This is a genomic window from Georgenia sp. 311 (assembly GCF_006151955.1).
Classification (GTDB): Bacteria; Actinomycetota; Actinomycetes; order Actinomycetales; family Actinomycetaceae; genus Oceanitalea; species Oceanitalea wutianyii.
The window spans coordinates 75761-101274 of record NZ_VDFS01000037.1 but is presented as its reverse complement, the minus strand read 5'-3'; the positions used below and the strand labels follow the sequence as shown (position 1 = coordinate 101274).

Genomic DNA, 25514 nt, shown 5'->3' with positions numbered 1-25514 from the left:
GCTGTCGGGCAAAAGTCGGCTGTCGCGGGGAGAGGGGGCGGGGCGCGGGATTTGCAGGCGGGGACCTTTGCCTCAGGCGCGCCGGGAAGGGCGTCCGTAGCGTGGGTCTTGGGTCAACGAGGATCCGCCAAAGGAACGTCCAAAGACAACGGAGACCCCGGTGAACACCGACACGAGTACCCCGGTAGAACGGCCGGCGGTCGACGAGACCCGCCGCTCGGAGATCGACGCGCTCGTCGCCCGCGCGCAGCAGGCGGCGGCGGAGTACGACTCCTTCACCCAGGAGGACGTCGACCGCATCGTCAAGAAGGCGTCTGTCGCGGCGTTGAACCAGCACGGCGTGCTGGCCCAGCTGGCGGTCACCGAGACTGGCCGCGGCGTCTTCGAGGACAAGGCGGTGAAGAACATCTTCTCCTGCGAGCACGTGACGAACTCGATGGCGGACATGCGCACCGTCGGCATCGTGGCTCGCGACGAGATCAACGGCATCGTCGAGATCGCCGAGCCCGTGGGCATCGTCGCCGGCATCACGCCGGTGACCAACCCGACCTCGACGGCGATCTTCAAGGCCCTCATCACGCTCAAGACCCGCAACCCGATCATCTTCGCCTTCCACCCCTCGGCGCAGGAGTCCTCCGTCGCGGCCGCCCGGGTGGTGCGGGACGCCGCCGTCGCGGCCGGCGCGCCCGAGCACTGCATCCAGTGGATCAGCGCGCCGTCGATCGACGCGACGAGCGAGCTCATGCACCACCCGGACGTCGCGATGATCCTCGCGACAGGAGGCAACGCGATGGTCAAGGCCGCCTACTCCTGCGGGAAGCCCGCCCTCGGCGTCGGTGCCGGCAACGTGCCGGCCTGGATCGAGGCGACGGCGAACCTGCCCCGCGCGATCAACGACGTCGTGCTGTCCAAGGCGTTCGACAACGGCATGGTCTGCGCCTCCGAGCAGGCCGTCATCATCGACACCACCCGCTACGACGAGGCCATGGCCGAGTTCGCGCGCCTGCATGCCTACCGGGTGGACGCCGCCGAGAAGGCGATGCTCGAGCGGTTCATCTTCGGCGTCGAAGCCGGGGAGGAAGCCCGTGAGGGTGCCCGCCTCAACGCAGCCGTCGTCGGACGCAGCCCGCAGTGGATCGCGGAGCAGGCGGGCTTCTCCGTCCCGGCGGACACCTCGATCATCCTCGTCGAGGTCGACGCCGTGGGCCCCGCCCAGCCGCTCACCCGCGAGAAGCTGTGCCCGGTGCTGGCAGTCCTGCGCGCCGACGGGCGCGAGGAGGGCATGCGGATGGCCGAGCAGATGGTCGAGCTCGACGGACTGGGCCACAGCGCCGCCATCCACACGCAGGACGAGGCGGTGGTCGAGGAGTACGGCTCGCGGGTCAAGGCCGTGCGCGTCATCTGGAACTCCCCGGCGTCCCTCGGCGGGATCGGCAACATCTACAACTCCTTCATGCCCTCCCTCACCCTGGGCTGCGGCAGCTACGGCGCGAACTCCGTCGCCGGGAACGTCTCGGCGGCCAACCTCATCAACATCAAGCGGATCGGCCGGCGCAACAACAACCTCCAGTGGTTCAAGGTGCCGGCGAAGACCTACTTCGAGCCCAACGCCATCCGCTACCTGGAGGACATGGTCGGGGTCAACCGCGTCACCATCGTCACCGACGCGACGATGACCCGCCTCGGCTTCGTCGACCGCGTGCTCGACGTCCTGGGCCGCCGGCCCGGCAAGGTCGCCCTGCAGATCATCGACAACGTCGAGCCCGAGCCGTCGATCACGACGGTCGAGCGCGGCGCGCAGGCGATGCGCGAGTTCGGCCCGGACACGATCATCGCGCTCGGCGGCGGCTCCCCGATGGACGCGGCCAAGGTCATGTGGCTGCAGTACGAGCACCCCGACGTCGTCTTCACCGACATCCGCGAGAAGTTCTTCGACGTGCGCAAGCGGGCCTTCAAGTTCCCCGCCCTCGGGGAGAAGGCCAAGCTCGTGTGCATCCCGACGACGTCGGGCACGGGCGCGGAGGTCACCCCGTTCGCGGTCATCACCGACCCGGTGACCGGCGTGAAGTACCCGCTGGCGGACTACGCGCTCACCCCGACGGTCGCGATCGTCGACCCGGTGCTCGCCGGTGGGATGCCGGCGTCGCTCGCCGCGGACTCCGGCTTCGACGCCCTCACCCACGCCACCGAGGCGTACGTGTCGGTCTACGCCAACGACTTCACCGACGGCATGGCGCTGCACGCGATCCGGCTGATCTTCGAGAACCTCGAGGCGTCGGTGAAGGGTGGCCCCGACGCGGACAGGGCGCGGGAGAAGATGCACAACGCCGGGACGATCGCCGGCATGGCGTTCGGCAACGCGTTCCTCGGCATCGTCCACGCGATGGCGCACACCATCGGCTCGACGTTCGGCCTGGTCCACGGGCGGACGAACGCCACGCTGCTGCCGCACGTCATCCGCTACAACGGCACCGTGCCGACCAAGCTCACGAGCTGGCCGAAGTACGAGTCCTACGTGGCTCCCGAGCGGTTCCAGCAGATCGCCGAGGCCCTCGGGCTCCCGGCGAGCACCCCGGAGGAGGGCGTGGAGTCCTACGCCCGGGCGGTCGAGCAGCTGCGCACGGCTGTGGGCATCCCGCCGTCGTTCGCGGCGCAGGGGGTGGACGAGCAGGAGTTCATCGGGGGCCTGGACGACCTCGCGATGCGCTCCTACGAGGACCAGTGCGCACCGGCCAACCCGCGCATGCCGATGCTCGAGGACATGAAGGACCTCATGGCCGCGGCCTACTACGGCGTCTCGTTCACCGAGGTGCGTGAGCGCCGCGCCGCCGAGGTGGCAGCCGCCGCGGAGCCGGTCGAGGCGTGACCCTGCGCGAGCCGCGGCCTCAGGGCTGCGGCTCGCGGACCTCGACGGTCACGTGGCCGCCGGCGACCCGTGCGTCGAGCACGTCGCCGGCGGTCACGTCGTCGGGGTCGCGCACGACGGCGCCGGACCCGGTGCGCAGCACCGCGTAGCCGCGCTCGAGGGTGGCCAGCGGCGAGAGCGCCCGCAGGTGCCCGCGCTGGGACTCCAGGGCCGCGGTGCTGCGCTCGAGGCGCGTCGTCGTCGCGTGGCGCAGGGAGGTGAGGAGGCGGGCGACGTCGGTGGCGCGGCTGGTGACCATCGTCGTCGGGTCGGCGAGCACGGGCCGGGAGCGGAACGCCGCGAGCACGGCCTGCTCGGACTGCAGCCGGCCGACGACGCTCGCGCGCAGCCGCTGCCGGGCGAGGAGGACGCCGCGGCGCTCCTCGGCGACGTCCGGGACCACCCGCCGGGCGGCGTCTGTGGGGGTCGAGGCGCGGTAGTCGGCGACGAGGTCGAGCAGGGGCGTGTCGGTCTCGTGCCCGATGGCGGAGACGAGGGGGGTGCGGCACGCCGCCGCGGCCCGCACGAGCTGCTCGTTGGAGAACGGCAGGAGGTCCTCGACCGACCCGCCGCCGCGGGCGACGACGATGACCTCGACCTCGGGGTCGGCGTCGAGCTCGGCGATCGCCTGGCTCACCTGGGCGACCGTGCCGACGCCCTGGACGGCGACCTCGCGGATCGCGAAGCGCACCCCAGGCCAGCGCTCGCGGGCGTTGACGACGACGTCGTGCTCGGCCTTGGACTCCCGGCCGCAGACGAGGCCGACGCACGCCGGGAGGAAGGGCAGGGGCACCTTGCGCTCGGGGGAGAAGAGGCCCTCGGCGGCGAGCACCCGCTTGAGGTGCTCGATCCGGGCGAGCAGCTCACCGAGCCCGACGGCGCGCACCTCCCGGGCGTGCAGGGACAGGGCACCGTTCTTGAGGTAGAAGTCCGGCTTCGCGTGGACGACGACGCGCGTTCCCTCGCTGACGTCGGGCAGGTCCCGGGCGGCGATCTTCACCGGCAGCGACATGTCGACGTCGGCGTCGCGCAGCGTGAGGAACGCCGTGCCGGCGCCGGGGCGGCGGCTGAGCTGGACGATCTGCCCCTCGACCCACACGGGGGACATGCGCGCGACGTACGCGGCGATCTTGCGCGAGAGGAGCCGTACGGGCCACGGCTGCTCCGCGGTCGTCTCGCCCGCGCGCTCGGGCAGCGGCTCGCCGGTCACGGGCGCGCTCCGTCGCCGAGCGGGTGGCCGCCGGCGCGCGCGGGGCCGGCGCGGAGGGCGGCGTGGGGGGTGTCCACGTGGGGTCGCATCGCTCACAGCATGCCACCGAGGGACGACGTTCCTTGCTCCGCACCGTAGCCTGGTGAGGTGACCACCCCGCCTTTCGATGCTGCCCAGGGCGACCGAACGCCCGACCGTCCCAAGGTCCAGTCGCTCGCCGGGGCCTCCGCCTTCCCCGACGCCGTGCCGGCCCGCACCCCGGGCGTCACTGCCGTCCCCGGCCGCCGGATCCTCCTCGCCGCGCCGCGCGGGTACTGCGCGGGCGTCGACCGAGCCGTCGACGCGGTGGAGAAGGCGCTGGAGCACTACGGCGCACCGATCTACGTCCGCAAGGAGATCGTCCACAACAAGTACGTCGTCGAGACGCTCACCGAGCGCGGGGCGATCTTCGTCGACGAGACCGACGAGGTGCCCGAGGGTGCACGCGTCGTCTTCTCCGCCCACGGTGTCTCCCCGGCGGTCCACGCCGCGGCCGCCTCCCGCAACCTCGCGACGATCGACGCGACCTGCCCCCTGGTGACGAAGGTGCACAAGGAGGCCGTGCGCTTCGCCGGCGACGACATGGACATCCTCCTCATCGGCCACGACGGCCACGAGGAGGTCGAGGGCACCCAGGGCGAGGCGCCGGACCACATCCAGGTCGTCAACTCCCCGGACGAGGTCGACCAGGTCGTCGTGCGCGACCCCTCGCGCGTCGTGTGGCTGTCGCAGACGACGCTGTCCGTCGACGAGACGATGGAGACCGTCCGGCGACTGCGTGAGCGCTTCCCCGCGCTGCAGGACCCGCCGAGCGACGACATCTGCTACGCCACGCAGAACCGCCAGGTCGCGGTCAAGCGGATGGCCCCGGAGTGCGACGTCGTCATCGTCGTCGGCTCGTCGAACTCCTCGAACTCGGTGCGGCTCGTCGAGGTCGCCCTCGAGGCCGGTGCCCGCGCCTCCTACCGCGTGGACAGGGCCGACGAGATGGACCTCGCGTGGTTCGACGGCGCGACGACGGTCGGACTCACGTCCGGCGCGTCGGTGCCCGAGATCCTCGTGCGCGACGTCGTCACCCGGCTCGGCGAGCTCGGCTTCGGGGAGGTCGAGGAGGTCCGTACGGCGACGGAGGACATCACGTTCTCGCTGCCGAAGAACCTGCGCGCCGACCTCAAGGCCGCCGGCGGCCCCGCCGACCGGCCACGTCGCGGGGGACGTCGCGCGTTGCGCGTCGAGGCCCGCTGACCTCCTTCTTCTTCCGGGCGCGGCCTCGCGTCCGGGATCTGGTCCATCAGCGTCCATCAGCGTCCAGCAGCATGCGACCTTACGGCCCCGTAGGTTACGGTGGCGTAGGCGCCAGCTGGTGGCGCCGTCGAACCGTAGAGCAGAGCACCAATGGCACCTGACGCCTTCACCGTCCCCGCCCTCACCGTTCCCGACCTCCTCGCCGACGCCGCCGGGTCGGTGCCGGACAACGTCGCGCTGGACTTCCTCGGGGCGAGCACCACCTATCGCGAGCTCGCGGACCAGGCCGACCGGGCCGCCGCGGTGCTCGCCGCCGCCGGTGTGCGGGCCGGGGACCGGGTGGCCCTCGTGCTGCCCAACTGCCCCCAGCACGTCGTCGCCTTCTACGGCGCGCTCCGCCTCGGTGCCGTCGTCGCCGAGCACAACCCGCTCGCCTCCCCGACCGAGCTGCAGGCGCAGCTCGCCGCCCACGGGGCCGACGTCGTCGTCGCCTGGGAGAAGTCCCTGGACAAGGTCTGCCCCGGCGGTGACCTCCAGGGCCGCACGGTGCTGGCGGTCGACCTCACCGCTGCGCTCCCGCGTCGCTCCCGCTTCCTCCTGCGGCTGCCGGTGCCCGCCGCCCGCGCGCAGCGCGAGGCCATGCGCGGACCGGTCCCCAGCGGTGTCGCGAGCTGGGACCGTCTGGTGCGCCGCACCGCGCCGCTGCCCGCCGACCACCCGGGCCCGACCCAGGAGGACACCGCCGTGCTCCTGCACACCGGCGGCACCACCGGCACCCCCAAGGCCGTGGCCCTCACCCACCGCAACCTCGTGGCCAACGTCGCCCAGAGCGCGACCTGGATCTCCGGGCTGCGCTACGGCGAGGAGGTCTTCACCGCGGTGCTGCCCTTCTTCCACGCCTTCGGCCTCACGCTGTGCCTCACCACCGCCGTGCGGCTCGGGGCCACCCAGCTCGTCTTCCCCAAGTTCGACGTCGACATGGTCCTCGCCGGCACCCGCCGCCGGCCGGTGACGTTCTTCGGTGGCGTGCCCCCGATGTTCGCCCGCCTCGCCGCGGCCGCCGAGGAGCGGGACGTGGACCTCACCTCGGTGCGCTTCGCGATCTCCGGTGCCATGTCCCTGGACCGCGAGGTCGCCGCGACGTGGGAGCGGGTCACCGGAGGCCTCATCATCGAGGGCTACGGCATGACCGAGACCTCCCCCGTCGCCCTGGGCAACCCGCTCAGCCCGGAGCGCCGCCCCGGTGCCCTCGGCCTGCCGTTCCCCGGCACCGAGATCCGCATCGTCGACCCGGAGAACCCCGCCGTCGACATGCCCGAGGGGGAGACCGGGGAGCTGCTCATCCGGGGCCCGCAGGTGTTCGCCGGCTACTGGCAGAACCCCGAGGCGACGGCGGAGGTCATGCTCGAGGGCGGCTGGCTGCGCACCGGGGACCTCGTGCACCGGGACGCCGACGGCTTCGTCACCCTCGCCGACCGCCGCAAGGAGCTCATCATCAGCGGCGGGTTCAACGTCTACCCCTCGCAGGTGGAGGACGCGGTCCGGGCGATGCCGGGCGTGCGCGACGTCGCCGTCGTCGGGCTTCCCGACGGGCACCGCGGGGAGAGCGTCGTCGCCGCGCTCGTGCTCGAGCCGGGCGCGCACGTCGACCTCGGCGCGGTGCGCCGCTGGGCCGAGGACAAGCTCTCGCACTACGCGATGCCGCGCTCGGTCGCCGTGCTCGAGGACCTGCCGCGCTCACAGCTCGGCAAGGTGCTGCGGCGCGTCGTGCGCGAGCAGCTCATGGCCAAGAACCGGCACCGCTGACCCTGCCGACGGATCCCTCCGCCCGTACCGGGCGAGGACCGGTGGCCTGGACCTCTTTCCATATCGCTGCCGCACCCCTATCGTGCACCCCAGGTGACATGCGTCACGCCTGTCACTCGGGCCTCGGGGGGAGCAACGATGAAGAAGCACGCACGAGTGATGGTGGCGACCTTGGCCGTCACGTCCTTCGGCCTCGCGGCCTGCAGCGGGGACGGCGACGACGGCGGCGACGGGGGCGAGACGACGACCGGTACGAGCACGGGCGTCGTCTCCATCAACGGCACCGAGCCGCAGAACCCGCTCATCCCCACCGACACCAACGAGGTCGGGGGCGGTGACATCGTCGACCTCCTCTTCGCCGGTCTCGTGCGCTACGAGAGCGACGGCACGGTGGTCAACGAGGTCGCGGAGTCCATCGAGACCGAGGACAACCAGAACTTCACCGTCACCATCGAGGACGGCTGGACGTTCTCCGACGGCACCCCGGTGACGGCGCAGAGCTTCGTCGACGCGTGGAACTACGGCGCGCTGCTGAGCAACCAGCAGAACTCCAGCTACTTCTTCGAAAGCATCGAGGGGTTCTCCCTCGAGGAGGACTCCGAGCTCACCGGCCTGGAGGTCGTCGACGACCTGACGTTCACCGTGGCGCTCACGCAGCCCGAGTTCGACTTCCCGCTGCGGCTCGGGTACGCGGCGTACTACCCGCTGCCCGAGTCGGCGTTCGAGGACATGGAGGCCTTCGGGGAGAGCCCGGTGGGCAACGGCCCGTACATGCTCGCCGGGCCGGACGCCTGGGAGCACAACGTCCAGATCGAGCTCGTCCCCAACGAGGACTACGCCGGGGACGTCCCCGCCCAGAACGGCGGGGCGCGAGTGGTCTTCTACGACAACCTCGACACCGCCTACAACGACCTCATCGCCGGCAACCTCGACGTCATGGACGAGATGCCCTCGGCGGCCCTCGCGACGTTCGAGGAGGAGCTCGGCGACCGGGCCGTCAACCAGCCCGCCGCGCTCAACCAGACGCTCGGCGTGCCGTCCTACCTGCCCCAGTTCGCCGGCGAGGCGGGCCTGCTGCGCCGCCAGGCGATCTCCCTGGCCATCGACCGCGAGCAGATCGCCGAGACGATCTTCGCCGGCACCGTCACCCCGGCCGTCGACTACACCGTGCCGTCCATCGAGGGCTTCACCCCCGACGTGCCCGGCAACGCCGTCACCCAGTACGACCCGGAGCTCGCCGCCGAGCTGTGGGCCCAGGCCGAGGCGATCGAGCCGTGGGAGGGGACGCTGACGATCAGCTCCAACGCCGACGGTGACCACCAGGCCTGGATCGACGCCGTCAACAACTCCATCCGCAACACCCTGGGCATCGACGCCGAGTTCGAGGCCTACCCGCAGTTCTCCGAGTTCCTCGACGCGCGGGACAACCAGGAGATCAGCGGGCTGTTCCGGGCCGGGTGGCAGGCCGACTGGCCCTCGCTGGTCAACTTCCTCGCGCCGATCTACGTCACCGGTGCTGGATCGAACGACGCGTTCTACTCCAACCCCGACTTCGACGAGATCATTCGGGAGATCAACGCCTCGGAGACGCTCGAGCAGGCCAACGCCCTCGTCGTCGACGCCCAGGCGATCCTCTTCGAGGGCCTGCCCGGCATCCCGCTGTGGGTGGAGAACGCGGTGGGCGGGTACAGCGAGGACGTCGACAACGTCGAGTTCGCCTGGAACCGCCAGGTCGACGTCCCGTCGATCACGAAGAACTGACCCGGGCCGCCCCGAGGACCCGCGATGACCAGGTACATCGGGCGGCGCCTGCTGCAGATGGTCCCGGTGTTCCTCGGGGCGACCCTGCTCATCTACGCCATGGTCTTCGCCCTGCCCGGGGACCCCGTGGCGGCGCTGGGCGGGGAGCGGGGCCTGCCGGCGGCGGTGCAGGAGCAGATCCGCCAGGAGTACAACCTCGACAAGCCGTTCCTCGTCCAGTACCTGCTGTTCCTGCGCGGGATCTTCACCCTCGACCTCGGTGTGACGTTCTCCGGGCGCGACGTCCTGGACGTCGTCGCGGAGGCGCTGCCGGTCACCGCCCGGCTCGCCGTCATGGCGCTCGTCTTCGAGGCGGTCCTGGGAATCGGGATCGGTCTGGTCGCCGGGATGCGACGAGGTGGGCTGTTCGACTCCACGGTGCTCGTCATCAGCGTCCTCGTCATCGCCGTCCCGACCTTCGTCATCGGCTTCGTCCTCCAGTTCGTCGTCGGCGTACGCCTGGGCTGGCTGCCCGTGACGGTCGGCAACGACCCCACCTTCGTGTCCCTGCTCATGCCCGCCGTCGTCCTCGGCGCGGTCTCCCTCGCCTACGTGCTCCGCCTGACCCGCACGTCGGTGTCCGAGACGCTCACCGCCGACTTCGTGCGGACGGCACGGGCCAAGGGCCTGCGCCGCGGCAGGGTGGTCAACGTCCACGTCCTGCGCAACTCCCTCATCCCCGTCATCACCTTCCTCGGCGCCGACCTCGGCTCGTTCATGGGCGGGGCGATCGTCACCGAGGGGATCTTCAACATCAACGGGGTCGGCGGCACCCTCTTCCGCGCGATCATCCAGGGGGAGAACGTCACCGTCGTGTCCCTGACGACGGTGCTCGTCATCGTCTACATCCTCGCCAACCTGCTCGTCGACCTGCTCTACGCCGCGCTCGACCCGAGGATCCGCTATGGCTGACCTGACACCGGGGGTCCTGCCCGACCCGACCGCGCGACGTCGCGGTCAGGAGCACTTCTTCGCCGAGCTCGACGAGGAAGGGCTGGGCGCCGTCGACGCCGTCGCCGACAGCGGGGCGCCGTCGACGATGTGGGGAGAGGCATGGCGCAAGCTCCGCCGTCGTCCGCTGTTCTGGGTGGCGGCGTTCGTCATCGTCCTCGTGTGCACGGTGGCGCTGTTCCCCTCGCTGTTCACCTCCCAGGACCCGCGGTACTGCGTGCTGGCGAACTCCCTCGAGCGGCCCCGGCCGGGCCACCCGTTCGGCTTCGACCGGCAGGGGTGCGACCTGTACTCCCGGGTGATCTACGGGGCACGCTCCTCGGTGAGCGTCGGGGTGCTGACGACGGCGCTCGCCCTCGTCCTCGGCACGACCGTCGGGGCGCTCGCGGGCTTCTTCCGCGGCTGGCTGGACAGCGTGCTCTCGCGCATCACCGACATCTTCTTCGCCGTGCCGCTCGTCCTCGGGGCGATCGTCTTCATGCAGGTGACCGAGAGCCGCACGATCGTCACCGTCGTCCTCGTGCTCGCCGTCTTCGGCTGGCCGGCGATCGCCCGCATCGCGCGCGGGTCGGTGATGAACGTCGCCACCAACGACTACGTGACGGCCTCGCGGGCGCTGGGCGCCGGGCGGTTCGGGGTGCTCTCCCGGCACGTCCTGCCCAATGCCGCCCCGCCGATCATCGTCTACGTCACGGTCGCGCTCGGGGTCTTCATCGTCACGGAGGCGACCTTGAGCTTCCTCGGGGTGGGGCTGCCGCCCTCGGTCATCTCGTGGGGCGGGGACATCTCCCAGGCCCGCGCCTCCCTACGCACCCGGCCCGGCGTGCTGTTCTACCCCGCCGGGGCGCTGGCCCTCACCGTGCTCGGCTTCATCATGATGGGCGACGCCGTGCGTGACGCCCTCGACCCGAGGGTGCGGGACCGATGAGCGCGTCGAGAGGCCGCGAGGAGCCGCTGCTCGAGATCCGTGCCCTCGAGGTGGCCTTCCGCTCGACCACCGGCGTGATCCCCGCGGTGCGCGGCGCGAGCCTCACCGTCTACCCCGGGCAGAGCGTGGCGATCGTCGGGGAGTCCGGCTCCGGCAAGTCCACCCTGGCCAACGCGATCATCGACCTGCTGCCAGGAACGGGCCAGGTCACCGGGGGCAGCATCACGTTCGCCGGGGAGGACATCACCCACCCGAGCCGGCGGCAGATGGAGCGGCTGCGCGGCGCGCACATCGGGCTGGTCCCGCAGGACCCGATGACCAACCTCAACCCGGTGTGGCGGATCGGCTTCCAGGTGCGCGAGACACTGGCGGCGAACGGCGTCGCCACGGGGGCCGCCGCGCGTCGCCGGGCGAGCGAGGTGCTCGCCGAGGCGGGCCTGGACGACGCCGAGCGGCGCTCGCGGCAGTACCCGCACGAGTTCTCCGGGGGGATGCGCCAGCGGGCACTGATCGGCATCGCCCTGGCCGGCGAGCCGGAGCTCCTCATCGCCGACGAGCTCACCTCGGCCCTTGACGTCACCGTCCAGCGGCGCATCCTCGACCACCTCGACACGCTCACCGCCGAGCGGGACGTCGCCGTCCTGTTCATCACCCACGACCTCGGCCTGGCGGGGGAGCGGGCCGAGCACCTCGTCGTCATGCGCCGGGGCCTGGTGGTGGAGTCGGGGCCCTCGGAGCAGATCCTCACCGACCCCCGCCACCCGTACACGCGACGCCTCGTGGACTCCGCGCCGTCGCTGACCTCCCGGCGGATCCAGGTGGCCAAGGAGCACGGCAGGGAGTCGGAGGAGCAGCTGGCCGACACCGAGGTGGCCCGCCGGCCGGACATCCTCTCCGTGGAGCACCTGACGATGGAGTTCTCCATCCGCGGGGGGCTGCCCGGCACGGGGACGACCTTCAAGGCGGTCGACGACGTCTCCTTCGCCCTGCCGCGCGGGGCGACGACGGCGCTCGTGGGGGAGTCGGGCTCGGGAAAGTCCACGGTGGCGAACATCGTCCTCAACCTCCTGGAGCCGACCGAGGGGCGGGTGGTGTTCGAGGGGACGGACATGGGCTCGCTGAACAGGCGTGAGCTGTTCGACTTCCGCCGCAAGGTGCAGCCGGTCTTCCAGAACCCCTACGGCTCCCTCGACCCCATGTACTCGATCTTCCGCGCCATCGACGAGCCGCTGCGGCTGCACGGGATCGGCAACCGCAGATCGAGGGCGGACCGCGTCGCGGAGATGCTCGACCTCGTGGCACTGCCGCGCTCGACGATGCGCCGCTACCCCGGTGAGCTGTCCGGCGGGCAGCGTCAGCGGGTGGCGATCGCCCGCGCGCTGGCCCTGCAGCCCGAGCTCGTCGTGTGCGACGAGGCGGTCTCCGCGCTCGACGTCCTCGTCCAGGCGCAGATCCTCACCCTGCTGCACGACCTGCAGCGCGAGCTGGGCCTCACCTACCTGTTCATCACCCACGACCTCGCGGTCGTGCGGCAGATCGCGGACACGGTCGCGGTGATGGAGAAGGGTCGCATCGTGGAGATGGCGACGACCGACGAGGTGTTCGAGTCCCCGCAGCAGCCCTACACGCAGGAGCTGCTCGCGGCGATCCCCGGCGCCACCCTCGACATCGGCGGGTGAGGGAGGTCAGCGCTGGAGCGGCAGCTCCAGGGCGTCGGTGAGCTCGGGGGCGGTGAAGCGGCGGACCTGGCCGCGCTCGCCGTCGATCTCGCGCAGGTCGAGGGAGCCGGGGTCGAGCCCGTCGAACCCGCGGGCGGTGACGAGCAGGCGTGACTCCACCGAGCCGACCAGCCGGTTGTAGTGCGCCACCGCGCTCTCCAGCGTGCGGCCGAGCTGGCTCGCGTGCCCGGCCACGGTGCCAAGCCGCTCGTAGAGCGTGCGGCCGAGCTCGAGCAGGCGGCGTGCGTCCTCGGTGACCGAGGCGGAGGCCCACACGCTCGCCGTCGTGCGCAGCAGGGCGAACAGGGACGACGGGCCGGCCGGGGCGACGCCCTGCTTGAAGGCGTGCTCGAGGAGGCCCGGGTCCTCCTCGAGGGCGGCGGAGAGCAGGCCCTCGGCGGGGACGAACATGACGACGAGCTCCGGGCTGCCGCTCAGCTGCTCGGCGTAGCGCCGCGCGCCGAGCGCGTCGACGTGGGAGCGCAGCGCGCGGGCGTGGGCCGCGAGCAGACGCGCCCGCCGGTCCGCGGTCGCGGGGTCGTTGACCGCGGTGACGGCGCTCGCTTCGAGGTAGGAGTCGAAGGGGACCTTCGCGTCGATGACGAGCGTCTTGCCCTCCGGCAGCCGGACGACGAGGTCCGGGCGACCCGTGGCGTCCGGCGTCGCGCCCGGCAGCGAGGCGAGCGAGGGCTGCTCGAGGAAGTCGACGTGCCGCAGCATCCCGGCCGCCTCGACGATCCGGCGCAGCTGGACCTCGCCCCACTGCCCGCGGGCCGTGCCCGAGCGCAGCGCCCCGGCGAGCGTGGCGGTCGTGGCGCGCAGCTCCTCCTCCGAGCGCTGGGCGGCGTGCAGCCGTTCGGCGAGGACGGTGAACTGCTCGGTGCGCTCCCGCTCCAGCTCGGCGACGTGCTCACCCACCTGCGCGAGCGTGGCACGCACCGGCGCGAGGGCGCGCAGCACGTCGTGGTCACGCGAGGCGCGGTCCTTGAGGTCGGCGCACTCCGCGGCCAGCGCCTCCGCCCGGGCGCGGGCGGCCGCAGCCTCCTGCCGGGCCAGGGAGAGGGCACCCTCGCCCCGGGTGCGGGCGGCCAGCCACCCGACCGTCGCCCCGAGGGCGAGGGCCGCGAGGGCGAGGACGATCACCACTGTCGTGTCCATGTGCCCCAGCCTCGCAGCCCCCGCCGACATCCCCGCGCAGGCGGGGGTGCGGGGGTGCCGGACGTCAGAGGAGGACGGCGACGATCGCCAGGCCGGTGGTGGCGAGGAGCAGGGCGGCGGGCGCGGCGTCGAGGCGGCGCTGCGGACGCGGCAAGCCGGCCGCTCCCGGGCGACCGGTCCGGTGCTGATCGATGAGCCGGGCCGCCACGGCGGGGTCGCCCCCGCCCGCGACGTCGGCGGTGAGCCGGTCCAGCCGGGGCAGCGCGGGCTCCTCCCGGCGCCTGCCGAGCCAGCGGCCGAGGGCGCTGCGGGCGGGCAGGCCCCACGCCCCGACCTTCCCGCCGTCGACGAGGAGCTCCAGGCCCCAGCGGGTGCGCGTGCCGGTGACCGCCGACCACGGCAGCCACGTCGTGCTCAGGACGTTGACCACGCGCACCCCGCCGCGCTCCACCCGCACGAGCGGGCGCCAGAAGGCGGCCCAGCCCATGGCGGCGAGGACGGCGGGCAGCGCGCCGTAGGCGAGGAGCGCGCTCGACCCACCCTCCAGCGCGAGGGCGACGAGGACGACGACGGCGATCACCCAGGTGACGACGGCGTAGACCCGGCTCGTGGGGGCGCGGAAGACGACGGCGGGCTGCACCCGGTCATCATCCCAGCCAGCGTCGGCCCTCAGCCGTGCTCGGGGCGCTCCCCACCCTGGGGCGGCTCGCCCGGCTGGCTGGTCACCGTGGTGAGGAGGAAGACCGAGTCCTCCAGCGCGGCGACGGCGTGGCGCTGGTGGGTGAGGGTGTGCAGCTCGCCGGAGGACAGGACCGGCTCGCCCTCCCCGGTCACCCGCACGCGCCCGACGAGCACCTGGATGCTCGCGGCGTGCGGTGCGTTGTGCTCGGCGAGCTCGGCGCCCTCGCGCAGCGCGATGACCGTCTGGCGCAGGACGCCGTCGCGGACGAGCAGCTCGGCACTGCGGCCGTACTCGTCGGCGCGCGCGGCCTCCAGGTGGGAGGTGGTGAGGGCGGTGAGGTCGGGCATCGGTCCTCCTCGGGGCGTCGGATGGACTCACCGTGGCACAGCACCCGGCGCTCCGCACGGGGCACGGACCCTCGACCGTGCGCCAGTTCCTGCCACCGTGCGTGCGCTGCGGCAGGCGCACCGTGACAGGAAGGGGCGCACGGTGGGCAGGGGAACGGGCCTGCGCGGGGGGCGCAGCGGGCCCGCGAAGGCAGCGCTGGGCGCAAGGTCGGTGGGCCGCCCGCCATGGGCCACGTAGAATCCAGCCCCGTGGCCCTCACCATCGGAATCGCGGGACTGCCCAACGTCGGCAAGTCGACCCTGTTCAACGCGCTCACCCGCGCGACCGTGCTCGCCGCGAACTACCCGTTCGCGACGATCGAGCCGAACATCGGCGTCGTGCCGCTGCCGGACCCGCGGCTGAACAAGCTCGCCGAGATCTTCGGCTCGCAGAAGATCCTCCCCGCGACGGTCTCGTTCGTCGACATCGCCGGCATCGTCCGCGGCGCCTCGGAGGGGGAGGGGCTGGGCAACCAGTTCCTCGCCAACATCCGCGAGGCGGACGCGATCTGCCTGGTGACCCGCGCGTTCAGCGACCCCGACGTGGTCCACGTCGAGGGCCGGGTCGCCCCGGCCGAGGACATCGAGACGATCATCACCGAGCTCGTCCTCGCCGACCTGCAGACCATGGAGAAGGCGATCCCGCGGCTGGAGAAGGAGGTGCGCGGGAAGAAGACCGACGCCGCCGTCCTCGACACCGCCCGCGGCGCCCTCGCGCTGCTGGAGGAGGGCACTGCGATCTCCGCCGGTGCCGCGAAGGCCGGGCTGGACCCCGAGCACCTCGCGACCTTCCAGCTGCTGTCCGCCAAGCCGTTCATCTACGTCTTCAACACCGACGACGAGGGCCTGGCCGACACCGCGATGCAGGCCGAGCTGCGCGAGCTCGTCGCCCCGGCGGACGCGATCTTCCTCGACGCCAAGTTCGAGTCCGAGCTTGTCGAGCTCGAGCCGGAGGAGGCCGCCGAGATGCTCGCCGACGCCGGGCAGGAGGAGGCGGGCCTCGACCAGCTCGCCCGGGTCGGCTTCGACACCCTGGGCCTGCAGACCTACCTCACCGCCGGGCCGAAGGAGGCCCGCGCGTGGACCATCCCCAAGGGCGCCACCGCCCCGGAGGCCGCGGGCGTCATCCACACCGACTTCCAGCGCGGCTTCATCAAGGCCGAGATCGTCTCCTTCGACGACCTCGTCGCCGCCGGCTCCATGGCCGAGGCCAAGGCCCGCGGCCAGGTGCGCATGGAGGGCAAGGAGTACGTCATGCAGGACGGCGACGTCGTGGAGTTCCGCTTCAACGTGTGAATCGGCGCGTTTGTGCAGGTCAGAGCGGCGCTGAGTGCTGCCAGTCCGCACATAGTCCGCAAGAGCTTTAGCCCTGTGGCTCGAGGGGGCTGCTCCGGAGGCAAGATCTCTGGAGCCGGCGACTTCGGGTGGTACGTCTGGGTGCGGGACGTGTGGCGCATGCCCTCGACGTGCTGATCGCGGCATTGTCCGGATGTCCCTCAACTGCCCCGGTGGGTATGACGAAAGGGAGGACGGGCCCCAACAGACGTGACGCATGAACAGGCTTGCAAACGACTCTGAGCCCACTCACGATCTCATCGACCACGCTGCTGACTCTTGAGGCAGGCGATGAGCGGGCGAAACCTAAGTCTGCGCAGGCATGGCGCGTATCCTGGCAGCACTTGCTAACGGCGTCATTTGTCCAAGGAAGGGCCGCCATGGTCAACAGAGTTATCGATGAATTCGTGAGCCGGACGCTCAGCCGCTACCCATCGCGCACGCTGTTGAGCAGGTACGCCGAGCGGAGCATTGCTCATGGGCTGTTGGCTGCCCATGAGATTCTCGTCGAGGCGCTCGTACCGACATTGAATGCCGCGGCCGCAGATGCCCTGACGTCTGTTGTGATGGACGGTGCTTCTAGAGGGGACGCTGCTTGCGAGGCGCAACTTCGCCTCCTGCTGCAGCGAAGCAAGAACAATCCGGCCAACGTGGCCATCCTCGTCGCTGACGAGGTGACTGAGGCTGAGGCGAGGGCTCTGGGCGGCCCGGCCAGGACGCTGATACAGATGCTCGTAATGGCGGGCGACGCCGGCGCCACGGCGGACGTCCGTGCTGTTCTCATCCGTGAGGCCTCTTCCTACTCGGTGAACCGGGCGGCACAGTTGGCATGCTCCATCCTCGATGACGCCATCGATGAGGTCGCCGCGGTCCGGCACGGCTGAGGCACCTCTGAACGGAAGCGTCGCCTCATTTGGTCCTCCGACTGCGGAGCGAGGTGCGCAGCGGCAGGTCGTGCGCGTCGCTCCTGAGTTGGCTCATTCGCTTAGTGCGTGACTTCTCTGCTGCCGATCGCGTCGAGGGCGGTCTATTGTTCGGCGGGGATGGCGGGCGGGAAAGTTTGGTGGCTCTTCGGACTTCCGGTGGGGATCAGGTCTTGAGTCCTCCGGCGACGAGGAGCATGCGGAGGCGGTAGTTGGTGAGGTTGCGGTAGCCGCGGGCGAGGCGGCGGTGGAGCTCGATGATGCCGTTGTGGCCTCTGTGCCGCCGTTGTTGGACCGGTCGGTGGTGAAGTAGGCCAAGAACGCCTGTTTCCAGCGGCGTGAGGTCCGTCCCAGCCGCGCGATCTCGGGGATCGGGCAGGTATGGAAGACGTTCACGATCCGCTCGGCCATAGCGCGCCCGGCGGCCAGGTCGGCGCAGCGGTAGGCCGCGCGCAGGTCCTGGGCGCAGCGCCAGGCGAGGTAAACGGCCTGGTGCGCCTCCTCGGCCTCGATCGCCGGCCAGGCGCGTCAGTTGGCGCTCGGTGAGGTTCTCTGCCCGGCACGCAGCAGCTTCTGGATCCCGTAGAGCGGGTCGCCCTTGCGCCCGCGGTGGCCAGGGTCTCTTCCTGAACGCGGCGGCGAACCTCATCGACGGCTTGGGTGCCGAGCTTGACGACGTGGAAGGCGTCCAGCACTGCGGTGGCGATCGGCGAGTTCCTCGTCCATCGCGGTCTTGTAGCCGGCGAACGGGTCCAGGGCAGCGACCTGCACCCTGCCCGGAACTCGCTGCTGCGGCCGGTGAGCCAGTCGGCGTAGGCCTTCGTCGACCGCCCGGGCACCAGGTCGAGCAGCCGGGCGCGGACCTTGCCGTCGGTGTCGCGGGTCAGGTCAACCATGCCCGTGAGCTCCTTGGCGCGGCGGCGTCTGGTGTCGACGTGGTGCCAGATGTGCTCATCGACCCCCAGGCTCATGACCCCAGCGAAGCGGGACTCATCGCCGGCCAGCTCCACCAGGCGGGGCTTGATGGCGCGCCACAGCGTCTTTCAGTCCACCCCAAGCTGCTGGGCCAGTCCCTGCACGGTGGCGTGCTCGCGGCGCGGCTGTCCGACCGTCCACTCCACGGCCCTGGCGGTCAGCGACCCTCGTGGGGCGACGAGGTCGGGGACCTGCTCGACGAACGTGCGTCTCGAGCAGTCGGGGTCGGGCAGCGCCAGGTGCGCTGCCGCCAGATCACCTGCACCGCCACGATGCCCGGTACGTCATGGAGCTCGCGCCGCCGCCGACCGCGGGCCACGACCCCGCAGGTCAGGCAGCACATCAACTGCCAGGCCGTGGAGACCGTGATGGTCATCAGCCCGGCAGTGCGCTCCACGCTCTCCACGTGGAGGCCGGGGATGCCCAGGAGTGTGTCGCAGCGCGCGCAGGGATCAGTGGAGGGCGCATCGCTGCACCCCGTAGCGTTAGTCAACGTCGAGGTCCTCAATGAACAGTTGCTTGGTCGCTACTGATCATCGAGGACCTCGACCCCTACCCGACCTCATCTACCGCCGCGCGTCCCACTCCGCACCGGAAGTCTGAAGAGCCGGTTTGGCCTCTTGGTGCAGTCGAGTCCGCCACCAGCCGTCGCCGCGTCAGACTGGAGCGACTCTCCGCCCAACTCCAGTGCGAGGCGCGGCCCTCTTTAGCTCTCCGGGAAGTCGATCTCGTCGAGGATCTGGACGCGATGCGCGCTGGACCTACTCGCGGGCCGTCGCGAATCCACCGTCGCCCAGGCATCGCGGAGATTTTGGCCAAAATGCGGGTCTGCGTGAGCGGCATAATGCACCCAGCCGTTCAAACGATCGTGCTCCATCGGTGTCGGCGATCTGAGCCGGGCATTGTCGATCCCAAATTTGCTAGCGAAGTAAACTTCCCGCCTGAGGAGTCGCTTCATCGAGCGCGGGATATGCGGGCCGACGGCATCGCCCACGTACAAGCCCGTGACATACTGGGCCTTGCCTCGCCGCATGAACCGAGTCTTATTACTGTTCACAATCCAGCCAGCGCTCTCCAGTACGTCAGTAATCCGCAGAAGAAGCCTATCATCGACCTCGCCGAACGATCCGGAGAAGGTCAGGTCATCGACGTAGCGAGAATATGAGACGCCGACGTCTGCAGCAAGTTTCATCAGCGCTAGGTCGGCATCGGCGAAAGTCATGTTTGATAGTAGTGGGCTGGTGCTGAAGCCCTGCGCTAGAGAGCCATTCACGATAGTTACACCTAGGACGGCGCTCGCGGCGTTCTGATCAAAACCGAATCCTGTGAGTGTATCTGTCAACCTGTACGCGTCGATCGAGCCGAAAAAGTCGCGTAAGTCTACTCTCAGGACGATATCTTTATCGAGATGCTGAGCGGCGTTAGTCCTGATATCCCGGCCCCTTATGAAACCGTGGACTGCGTGCGGTGGCGAGTAGTTCGACACCCTGGCAAGGCCGATGTTCAGCTGCTTGAGCACCCGGTCGAGTCCAACCGAAGGCCGAAGTACCTCTCGGGGACGTCGGCGCCTCTGTGGAATCGTGATGCGCGTGTAGCCGGCCCCGCTGGATATGAGCTGTTGCCAGTGCAGAAGCTCACCGACGTCCAGGGCGCTAGCGTGCGCCACAGCACGGATGCTGACCATTGCACCTCCACGAGCGGCCGAGGGCGGGCCCTGCGCCTGTTACCCAGTCCTTACGCGCGCGGACTCGCGCACCACCTGGCGCCGCCCTCGGCGCAACCCGGACTATACCACCGAGAGTTCGCCGAGCGATCTCCGAATGACGCGACCGTCATCAAGCGATCTCGCCATCGATATTGAGCCTAGGATCGCCTTGAACGCTCGGGACTGGTGCTCGGTTGGTTGCAATAGCGGTACGTCGCTGCGCTGACTCTGCATCCACTTATTGAAGATGTGCACCACGTAGTCAGGAACCGCAAGAAGATCCGGCTGCCGCTTTGTGCCGAAATATATCTCCACACGGGGCGCCCTTCGGTCAAGCTTCTTAGCCACGCTCGTCACCACGCGCTCGACGTACCTATCCAGCCTGCCTGCCGACTCGAACAGAAATATGACCTTTGGGCGCCCCCTGTAAGCTCGCAGCACGTCGCGAGTAATCTGCTCAATGACTACCATGAGTCGCTCCCTATCAGAGAGGTCAGGGCACCAAGACCTGTCGCTGTACACGATCATCGACTTGAAGCAGAACGCCTCAGCGAGAAACGCCACGAAGGCGGTACGAACCTCCAGTGGATCGCTGGTTGCATGGAAGCCGTGGCGAAGGAACTCTTCAAAACTTGGCAGACCTTCGAGGTGGTACCACCCTTGAGCCCTATCGAAGAGCTCCGCTATTCCCGGATTGATGCGTGCAAAATCGACAGCCTCTACGATGACCGCTCCCGCCGCAACGAACGGTTCATAGCTTTCATCCAGGAACACGAACACTGAGCCGTCGGGCTGGTTCATGGTGAGCGGATCTGCCGCAGACTCCTGCTCCATGTGCTAATGGTATCAACTCCTATCCGAGTTGAGTCCCCGATAGTGGTGTAGCGCGGTCGCTGAGCTCGTCGTGGTTGTAGACGTAGAGGCGGCCACCGCGTGATCCTTCGAGTGCTCGGTGAAGCCCTGACCGAATCCAGCCCCGATCTCATGCGATCGCTGCTGCAGACGGCTCGCTCGCATCGGTGCGATCGAGTCGGCGTTCCTCTACGGCTCCTTCGCCGCGCGGATGCTCGGGGAGAACGTCCGGCACCGCACGAGATCGACGTCATGGTGCTCGGTAAGCCCGACGTGAACGCTGTCTACGAGGCGTGCGCCCCGATCGAGGCCGCGGTGCACCGTCCCGTGAATCCGATCATCCTCACTCCTGAGGAGTTTGCGGCGCCTCCCGCCTTCCTGGATGACGTGCGCAGCGGCCCGGCGGTCGCAGTCATCGGGGAACTGCCGTCGCGCTGACTCCACTCACGCCCGTACAGCATGCGACGGCCCTCGCGCTGGTCGGGGCACGACGGCTAGATGTGCTGCCCGCAGAGGTTGGGTACGCGGCTGGCGGGTGAGGCGCCCTTGAGAGCGGTGTGGCCGCGGTGGTGATTGTAGTGATGGAGGAAACCGGGGAAGGCGGCAGCCCGCTCAGCCTCCGATGAGTAAGGGCGGGCATAGGCCCATTCCTCGAGCATGGTGCGGTTGAAGCGCTCGACCTTGCCGTTCGTCTAGGGCCGGTAGGGCCGTGTGCGTTTGTGCGTGATCGTCTCGCCCAGGGCGGCGGCGAAGGCCCGGGAGCGGTAGCAGGAGCCGTTGTCGGTCAGCACCCGGTGCACGGTGATCCCGGCGGCGGCGAAGAACGCGTTGGCCCGTTGCCAGAACGCTGCGGCGGTCTCCTTGCGCTCATCGGTGAGCAGTTCGCTGTAAGTCAGGCGGGAGTGGTCATCGACGGCGTTGTGGATGTACCAGTAGCCCATCCCGCGGCGGCGGTCGCGCTTGCCGGCCGCTCGGCCCAGGACCTTGTGGCCTCCACCGTCGGGGATCCGGCCCAGCTTCTTGATATCGACATGGACCAGGTCACCGGGCGCCGCGTGCTCGTAGCGGCGCACCCGCCGCCGGGCCGCCCGCACCGGCGCCCCGGTGGCCGGGTCGGTGAACGACAGCCGCAGGCACCGGTAGCGGGTCAAGATTTTGTGCACCGTGGAGGGGGCCATGCCCAGGTGGTAGGCGATACGCGCCGGGCCCCAGCGTCGTGACACCCGCAGCCCCACCACCCGCCGCTCGGTGCGCCGTGGCGTGCGGTGGGGGCAGTGGCGGGGCCGGCTGGAACGGTCGACCATCCCCGCCGCGCCCTGGTCTCGGTAGCGGTCCGCCCACCGCCGGGCGGTTGTCACCGACACCCCGAACCGCTCCGCAGCCCGACGCAGTGCCCACCCCTGCTCGACCACGCACCTGGCCAGGCGTAGACGACCGGCCGGGGTCAGCGGGGCGTTAGCGTGGGACATGAAGACCTCCGAGTGTTCGGGCGTGGTTCCTAGACAGCTCCACACCCCACTCGGAGGTCTTCCTCATGTCACGCCGACACCCCGGTCCCGTACCCAACCTCCGTGGTCAGTACAGCTAGAGGTAGTGCCCGGGGACGGTCACGCGGGCAACCTCGCTCCTGCGCCAGGCAGCGGAGCGCTTGAACCACCTGCCGCCGCTCACCGGTGCGATCGTCACTACGGCATCCCCTAAGACGCCTGCCACGACACCTGCGAGGAATGCTGGCGGCGTATGGCTTCCGGACGACCAACGGACCCGGTCAGCACGAGGCGCTCGGTCGCTACCTACGTGCCGTCTTCGACAAGCCGCCGCGGACCGGGCGGCGCGGGAGTTCGACCGTTTGCGACGCGCTCGCAACCAGGACCGCTATGAGGTGAATCCGGTGGTTGCCGCGGCGACCGAGAAGGCCGAGCAGGTCGCCCGAACGCTGTTCGACGCCGCCCTCGCCAGAGGCCTCTCGGCGTGACCCAGCGGTCCGCAAACAGTCCGTAAGAAGTCCCGCCGGGGCCGGCTTTCGCCGACGACGCCCAACGGTCCCGCGGGTGCGTCTCCTCAGGTCAAGAGGGATTCTAGGCATCGACCGATGGTCGAGAACGCCCGAGAACCCCAGTTTTCGTTCCGCTTCAACGTCTCAGTCCCGGCGCGCCTGGAGCTGAGAGCCCGCCCTACTCCCGCCCCTCCTCCAGCGGAATGAGCATCGTCCGGAACGGCCCCGCCGATCCGTGCAGCTCCCAGATCCGCTCGGCCACGTCGTCGATCCCGTTCTCGAGGTTGAGCTTCGGGATGGCCCCCGGGATGACGAGCTGGGCCACCCGGATGCCCTCGTCCTGCAGGGCGTCATGGAGCATCTCCCCGTAGGCGCTCTCGGCGGGGAACGCGACGGACGTGCCGGCGAACCCGGCGCGGGCCTTGACCGAGGTACCGCCGTTGACGAGGAGGATGCTGCCCTCGCCCGCCTCGCGCATGGCGGGAAGGACCGCCCGTACGGCGTGGATGAGGCCCAGGGCGGAGAACTGCAGGGCCTCGGCCGCGAGCTCGGGCGTCAGCTCGAGCACCGGCTTGAGGTAGGTCCGCGAGGGGAGCGGGCTGTACTGCAGCACGCTGATGGGCCCGAGCTCGGCCGCGGCCCGGTCGAGGGCGGCGACGAGGGACTCAGGGTCCAGGACGTCGGCCGCGTAGCCGCGCGCGGCGACGCCGCCCGCCTGCAGCGTGGCGGCCAGCTCGTCGAGCGTCGCCTGGTTCCGGGAGATGAGGGCGATCGAGAAGCCCTCGGCGCCGAACCGGCGCGCGACCGCGGCCCCGAGGCCGGGTCCGGCACCAATGATTGCGATGGTGGGCATGGCCCGTCCCTTCTGAGAAGTGTGCGGCGACCATGGTCGCCGCGTGGTGGACCCTGTGGACGTCCCTACTCGCGCTCCGGGGTCACCCGGATGAGGGGGACCGGGAAGTGCGCCGCGCGGATCGGGTCGAGCGTGTCGTCCGTGATGCCTGCAGTGAAGTCGTCGAAGCCGAACACCTTGAACAGCGCCTCTCGACCGAACTTGGTCGAGTCGGCGACGAAGAAGGACTGCGAGGCGATGGAGCGCATCTTGCGCTTGAGCTCGATGGCGTAGCTGCTGCTCGCGTAGATGCCGTCGTCCATGACGGTGCCGGCCCCGAAGACCGCGACGTTCACCCGCATCGTCTCGAGCTGCTGGATGGACATCGGGCCCCACATCGACGTGCTCCCCTGCAGGAGCTCACCGCCGATGAAGACGAGGTTGATCTGCGGCTTGGTGGCGACCGCCATGCCCACCTGCAGGTCGTTCGTGACGACGGTGAGCCGCGCCTGGTCCAGGTGCCGGGCGACCTCCAGGCACGTCGTGCCCCCCTCGAGCAGCACCGTCTGGCCCTCGTAGATGCGCTCGGCCATCGCGGCGCCGATCGCCCGCTTCTCCGGGAGCTGCGCGGGGGCGTGCCCCGGCAGACCGACGACGTCGGCGCTCATCCTCGCGGTGGTCGGGGCGGCGGCGCCGCCGTGGGTCCGGTGCACCAGCCCGTCGGCGGCGAGACGGTCGAGGTCGCGTCGGATCGTGGACGGGTCCACGGCGAAACGGCTGGCGAGGGTACTGACGCTCTGGAACCCGTGCTCGACGACGAGCTCGGCGATCTGCTGGCGGCGCGACATTGGTGCCCTTTCGCTGAATCGAGTCGGCAGTGTAGCAACACACCCTCTGCGCGACAGTGTGCACAGTATGCACGAAAGCATGCGCGCCGCGCACGGTAGCGATTGGACACGATGAGGATCGAGGCCTACGGTGAGCGAAGTCAGGCATCCTGACGCACGAAAAACAGGAAAACGCGCGGGCGCTGGTGTCCGTGCGCTCACGAGGGAGTGAACGGATGAGGAACAAGCGCACCGTCAGCGTCGTCACCGCTGCTGGGATGGCCACCCTGCTCTTGGCCGCGTGTGGGTCGGTGAACGACGGCGCTGCCGGCTCGGGCGGCGAGACCTCCGCGGGCAGCGGCGACGCGTCCGACATGACCATGGTCACCGTCGTCAAGGTCAAGGGCATCGCCTGGTTCGACCGGATGGACGAGGGCGTCGTCGCGTACGCCGAGCGGACGGGGATCGACGCACGCACCGAGGGCGGCGACGACAACTCCGCGGAGAAGCAGATCCAGATCGTGCAGGACCTGATCGCGCAGAAGCCGACGGCCATCACCGTCGTCCCGAACTCTCCGGAGGCGCTGTCCGCCGTCCTCGCGCAGGCGCAGGCACAGGGCATCATCGTCGTCGCCCACGAGGCGACGGGCATCGAGAACGTCGACATCGACATCGAGGCCTTCGACAACGCGGACTACGGCGTCGACATCATGGAGAACCTCGCCGCGTGCATGGACGAGGAGGGCGAGTACGTCCAGTTCGTCGGTGGCCTCACCGCGAAGACCCACATGGAGTGGGTCGAGGCGGCCTACGACTACCAGCTCGAGAACTACCCCGGCATGACCCGCGTCGAGACGCCGATCGAGAGCACCGACAACGAGACCGCGGCCTACGAGAAGGCCAAGGAGATCCTCGCGAAGTACCCGAACATCAAGGGCTTCCAGGGCTCCGCCGGTAACGACGTGCCGGGCATCGCCCGCGCCATCGAGGAAGCGGGCCTGGAGGACACGGTGTGCAACATGGGCACCTCGATCCCGTCGGCCGCGGCGAAGTACCTCGAGACCGGCTCCATCGACAAGATCTTCTTCTGGGACCCGGCCCTCGCCGGTGAGGCCCAGCTCGAGATCGCCCGCATCCTCGCCGAGGGCGGCACGATCGAGGAGGGCACCGACCTGGGCATCGAGGGCTACACGAGCCTGCGCCGGATGGACGGCTACGACAACGTGTTCGTCGGCGACGCC

At 70.1% G+C, this 25514-nt stretch carries 22 protein-coding genes and 1 pseudogene; 12 read left to right on the top strand and 11 right to left on the bottom strand.

Annotated features, from left to right (window positions below; genetic code table 11):
* The first annotated feature begins 160 nt into the window (after nucleotides 1-160).
* A complete protein-coding gene (gene adhE / locus FHE66_RS06745) occupies nucleotides 161-2866 on the top strand; it encodes a bifunctional acetaldehyde-CoA/alcohol dehydrogenase (RefSeq protein ID WP_139072201.1) in 2706 nt (901 codons plus the stop codon).
* Nucleotides 2867-2885: 19 nt separating this feature from the next.
* On the opposite strand, the gene xseA is transcribed toward adhE, so the two are convergent.
* Nucleotides 2886-4115, bottom strand: coding sequence for an exodeoxyribonuclease VII large subunit (gene xseA, locus FHE66_RS06740; RefSeq protein WP_176554683.1), 1230 nt, complete (start codon nucleotides 4113-4115; stop codon nucleotides 2886-2888).
* Between the two features lie 243 nt (nucleotides 4116-4358).
* On the opposite strand from xseA, the gene FHE66_RS06735 reads away from it, so the two are divergent.
* The 6 genes from FHE66_RS06735 (at nucleotide 4359) to FHE66_RS06710 (ending at nucleotide 12563) form a co-directional block, all read left to right on the top strand.
* The gene (locus tag FHE66_RS06735; protein WP_139072228.1) at nucleotides 4359-5399 is read left to right on the top strand and encodes a 4-hydroxy-3-methylbut-2-enyl diphosphate reductase; all 1041 of its coding nucleotides are present in this window, start codon (nucleotides 4359-4361) and stop codon (nucleotides 5397-5399) included.
* Between the two features lie 150 nt (nucleotides 5400-5549).
* Entirely contained in the window at nucleotides 5550-7205 is a 1656-nt protein-coding gene (locus FHE66_RS06730; RefSeq protein WP_139072199.1) for an AMP-binding protein, read from the top strand.
* 138 nt (nucleotides 7206-7343) lie between these two features.
* Nucleotides 7344-8966: an ABC transporter substrate-binding protein gene (locus FHE66_RS06725; protein WP_139072198.1), complete on the top strand. Its 1623-nt coding sequence runs from the start codon at nucleotides 7344-7346 to the stop codon at nucleotides 8964-8966.
* 24 nt (nucleotides 8967-8990) lie between these two features.
* Entirely contained in the window at nucleotides 8991-9917 is a 927-nt protein-coding gene (locus FHE66_RS06720; protein ID WP_139072197.1) for an ABC transporter permease, read from the top strand.
* Complete coding sequence (locus tag FHE66_RS06715; RefSeq protein WP_139072196.1) at nucleotides 9910-10884, top strand: ABC transporter permease; 975 nt, start codon at nucleotides 9910-9912, stop codon at nucleotides 10882-10884. Before FHE66_RS06720 ends, FHE66_RS06715 begins: the two co-directional genes overlap by 8 nt.
* A complete protein-coding gene (locus FHE66_RS06710; protein WP_139072195.1) occupies nucleotides 10881-12563 on the top strand; it encodes an ABC transporter ATP-binding protein in 1683 nt (560 codons plus the stop codon). The genes FHE66_RS06715 and FHE66_RS06710 overlap by 4 nt, the downstream gene beginning before the upstream one ends.
* Before the next feature lie 6 nt (nucleotides 12564-12569).
* On the opposite strand, the gene FHE66_RS06705 is transcribed toward FHE66_RS06710, so the two are convergent.
* The 3 genes from FHE66_RS06705 to FHE66_RS06695 form a co-directional block, all read right to left on the bottom strand.
* A complete protein-coding gene (locus FHE66_RS06705) occupies nucleotides 12570-13760 on the bottom strand; it encodes a DNA recombination protein RmuC (protein ID WP_139072194.1) in 1191 nt (396 codons plus the stop codon).
* A 64-nt stretch (nucleotides 13761-13824) separates the two neighbouring features.
* Nucleotides 13825-14400 carry a PH domain-containing protein gene (locus tag FHE66_RS06700; protein WP_139072193.1) on the bottom strand — a complete coding sequence of 192 codons (576 nt, stop codon included), beginning with the start codon at nucleotides 14398-14400 and terminating at the stop codon, nucleotides 13825-13827.
* Nucleotides 14401-14429: 29 nt separating this feature from the next.
* Nucleotides 14430-14789: a cupin domain-containing protein gene (locus FHE66_RS06695; RefSeq protein WP_139072192.1), complete on the bottom strand. Its 360-nt coding sequence runs from the start codon at nucleotides 14787-14789 to the stop codon at nucleotides 14430-14432.
* 249 nt (nucleotides 14790-15038) lie between these two features.
* Here FHE66_RS06695 and ychF point away from each other — a divergent pair, with 249 nt between their 5' ends.
* The gene (gene ychF, locus FHE66_RS06690; protein WP_139072191.1) at nucleotides 15039-16124 is read left to right on the top strand and encodes a redox-regulated ATPase YchF; all 1086 of its coding nucleotides are present in this window, start codon (nucleotides 15039-15041) and stop codon (nucleotides 16122-16124) included.
* A 419-nt stretch (nucleotides 16125-16543) separates the two neighbouring features.
* Nucleotides 16544-17047, top strand: coding sequence for a hypothetical protein (locus FHE66_RS06685; RefSeq protein WP_139072190.1), 504 nt, complete (start codon nucleotides 16544-16546; stop codon nucleotides 17045-17047).
* A gap of 93 nt (nucleotides 17048-17140) precedes the next feature.
* Here the strand turns inward: FHE66_RS06685 and FHE66_RS16045 are convergent, their stop codons facing one another.
* Nucleotides 17141-17542, bottom strand: a complete 402-nt coding sequence (locus FHE66_RS16045; RefSeq protein WP_369692756.1) for a transposase — start codon at nucleotides 17540-17542, stop codon at nucleotides 17141-17143.
* Complete coding sequence (locus FHE66_RS16040; protein ID WP_369692755.1) at nucleotides 17479-18057, bottom strand: transposase; 579 nt, start codon at nucleotides 18055-18057, stop codon at nucleotides 17479-17481. Before FHE66_RS16040 ends, FHE66_RS16045 begins: the two co-directional genes overlap by 64 nt.
* Between FHE66_RS16040 and FHE66_RS16035 the strand changes: the two genes are divergently transcribed.
* Nucleotides 18034-18594 carry a hypothetical protein gene (locus tag FHE66_RS16035; RefSeq protein WP_369692757.1) on the top strand — a complete coding sequence of 187 codons (561 nt, stop codon included), beginning with the start codon at nucleotides 18034-18036 and terminating at the stop codon, nucleotides 18592-18594. The genes FHE66_RS16040 and FHE66_RS16035 overlap by 24 nt on opposite strands.
* 173 nt (nucleotides 18595-18767) lie before the next feature.
* Here the strand turns inward: FHE66_RS16035 and FHE66_RS06675 are convergent, their stop codons facing one another.
* Both FHE66_RS06675 and FHE66_RS06670 read right to left on the bottom strand, forming a co-directional pair.
* On the bottom strand, nucleotides 18768-19580 hold the full coding sequence (locus tag FHE66_RS06675) for a reverse transcriptase family protein (RefSeq protein ID WP_176554682.1): 813 nt from the start codon (nucleotides 19578-19580) through the stop codon (nucleotides 18768-18770).
* 267 nt (nucleotides 19581-19847) lie between these two features.
* Nucleotides 19848-20600: a hypothetical protein gene (locus tag FHE66_RS06670; protein WP_139072188.1), complete on the bottom strand. Its 753-nt coding sequence runs from the start codon at nucleotides 20598-20600 to the stop codon at nucleotides 19848-19850.
* Nucleotides 20601-20870: 270 nt separating this feature from the next.
* Here FHE66_RS06670 and FHE66_RS15710 point away from each other — a divergent pair, with 270 nt between their 5' ends.
* Complete coding sequence (locus tag FHE66_RS15710; protein ID WP_218013636.1) at nucleotides 20871-21056, top strand: hypothetical protein; 186 nt, start codon at nucleotides 20871-20873, stop codon at nucleotides 21054-21056.
* A 56-nt stretch (nucleotides 21057-21112) separates the two neighbouring features.
* Here FHE66_RS15710 and FHE66_RS06660 read toward each other — a convergent pair.
* The 3 genes and pseudogenes from FHE66_RS06660 to FHE66_RS06650 form a co-directional block, all read right to left on the bottom strand.
* Nucleotides 21113-22087, bottom strand: a pseudogene (locus FHE66_RS06660) (IS481 family transposase).
* A gap of 705 nt (nucleotides 22088-22792) precedes the next feature.
* The gene (locus FHE66_RS06655) at nucleotides 22793-23467 is read right to left on the bottom strand and encodes an SDR family NAD(P)-dependent oxidoreductase (protein ID WP_139072186.1); all 675 of its coding nucleotides are present in this window, start codon (nucleotides 23465-23467) and stop codon (nucleotides 22793-22795) included.
* Nucleotides 23468-23532: 65 nt separating this feature from the next.
* Nucleotides 23533-24294 carry a DeoR/GlpR family DNA-binding transcription regulator gene (locus FHE66_RS06650; protein ID WP_139072185.1) on the bottom strand — a complete coding sequence of 254 codons (762 nt, stop codon included), beginning with the start codon at nucleotides 24292-24294 and terminating at the stop codon, nucleotides 23533-23535.
* Between the two features lie 215 nt (nucleotides 24295-24509).
* On the opposite strand from FHE66_RS06650, the gene FHE66_RS06645 reads away from it, so the two are divergent.
* On the top strand, nucleotides 24510-25514 hold a 1005-nt coding region (locus FHE66_RS06645), incomplete at its 3' end, for a substrate-binding domain-containing protein (RefSeq protein WP_139072227.1).

Bases quoted from the DNA above. Each gene is read 5' to 3' on its own strand.
- FHE66_RS06715 (WP_139072196.1), top strand. From the start codon at position 9,910: ATGGCTGACCTGACACCGGGGGTCCTGCCCGACCCGACCGCGCGACGT.
- FHE66_RS06720 (WP_139072197.1), top strand. From the start codon at position 8,991: ATGACCAGGTACATCGGGCGGCGCCTGCTGCAGATGGTCCCGGTGTTC.
- FHE66_RS06710 (WP_139072195.1), top strand. From the start codon at position 10,881: ATGAGCGCGTCGAGAGGCCGCGAGGAGCCGCTGCTCGAGATCCGTGCC.
- FHE66_RS16040 (WP_369692755.1), bottom strand. From the start codon at position 18,057: ATGAGCCTGGGGGTCGATGAGCACATCTGGCACCACGTCGACACCAGA.
- FHE66_RS06670 (WP_139072188.1), bottom strand. From the start codon at position 20,600: ATGGAGCAGGAGTCTGCGGCAGATCCGCTCACCATGAACCAGCCCGAC.
- FHE66_RS06655 (WP_139072186.1), bottom strand. From the start codon at position 23,467: ATGCCCACCATCGCAATCATTGGTGCCGGACCCGGCCTCGGGGCCGCG.
- FHE66_RS06730 (WP_139072199.1), top strand. From the start codon at position 5,550: ATGGCACCTGACGCCTTCACCGTCCCCGCCCTCACCGTTCCCGACCTC.
- FHE66_RS06695 (WP_139072192.1), bottom strand. From the start codon at position 14,789: ATGCCCGACCTCACCGCCCTCACCACCTCCCACCTGGAGGCCGCGCGC.
- FHE66_RS06650 (WP_139072185.1), bottom strand. From the start codon at position 24,294: ATGTCGCGCCGCCAGCAGATCGCCGAGCTCGTCGTCGAGCACGGGTTC.
- FHE66_RS06725 (WP_139072198.1), top strand. From the start codon at position 7,344: ATGAAGAAGCACGCACGAGTGATGGTGGCGACCTTGGCCGTCACGTCC.
- FHE66_RS06685 (WP_139072190.1), top strand. From the start codon at position 16,544: ATGGTCAACAGAGTTATCGATGAATTCGTGAGCCGGACGCTCAGCCGC.
- FHE66_RS15710 (WP_218013636.1), top strand. From the start codon at position 20,871: ATGGTGCTCGGTAAGCCCGACGTGAACGCTGTCTACGAGGCGTGCGCC.
- FHE66_RS06705 (WP_139072194.1), bottom strand. From the start codon at position 13,760: ATGGACACGACAGTGGTGATCGTCCTCGCCCTCGCGGCCCTCGCCCTC.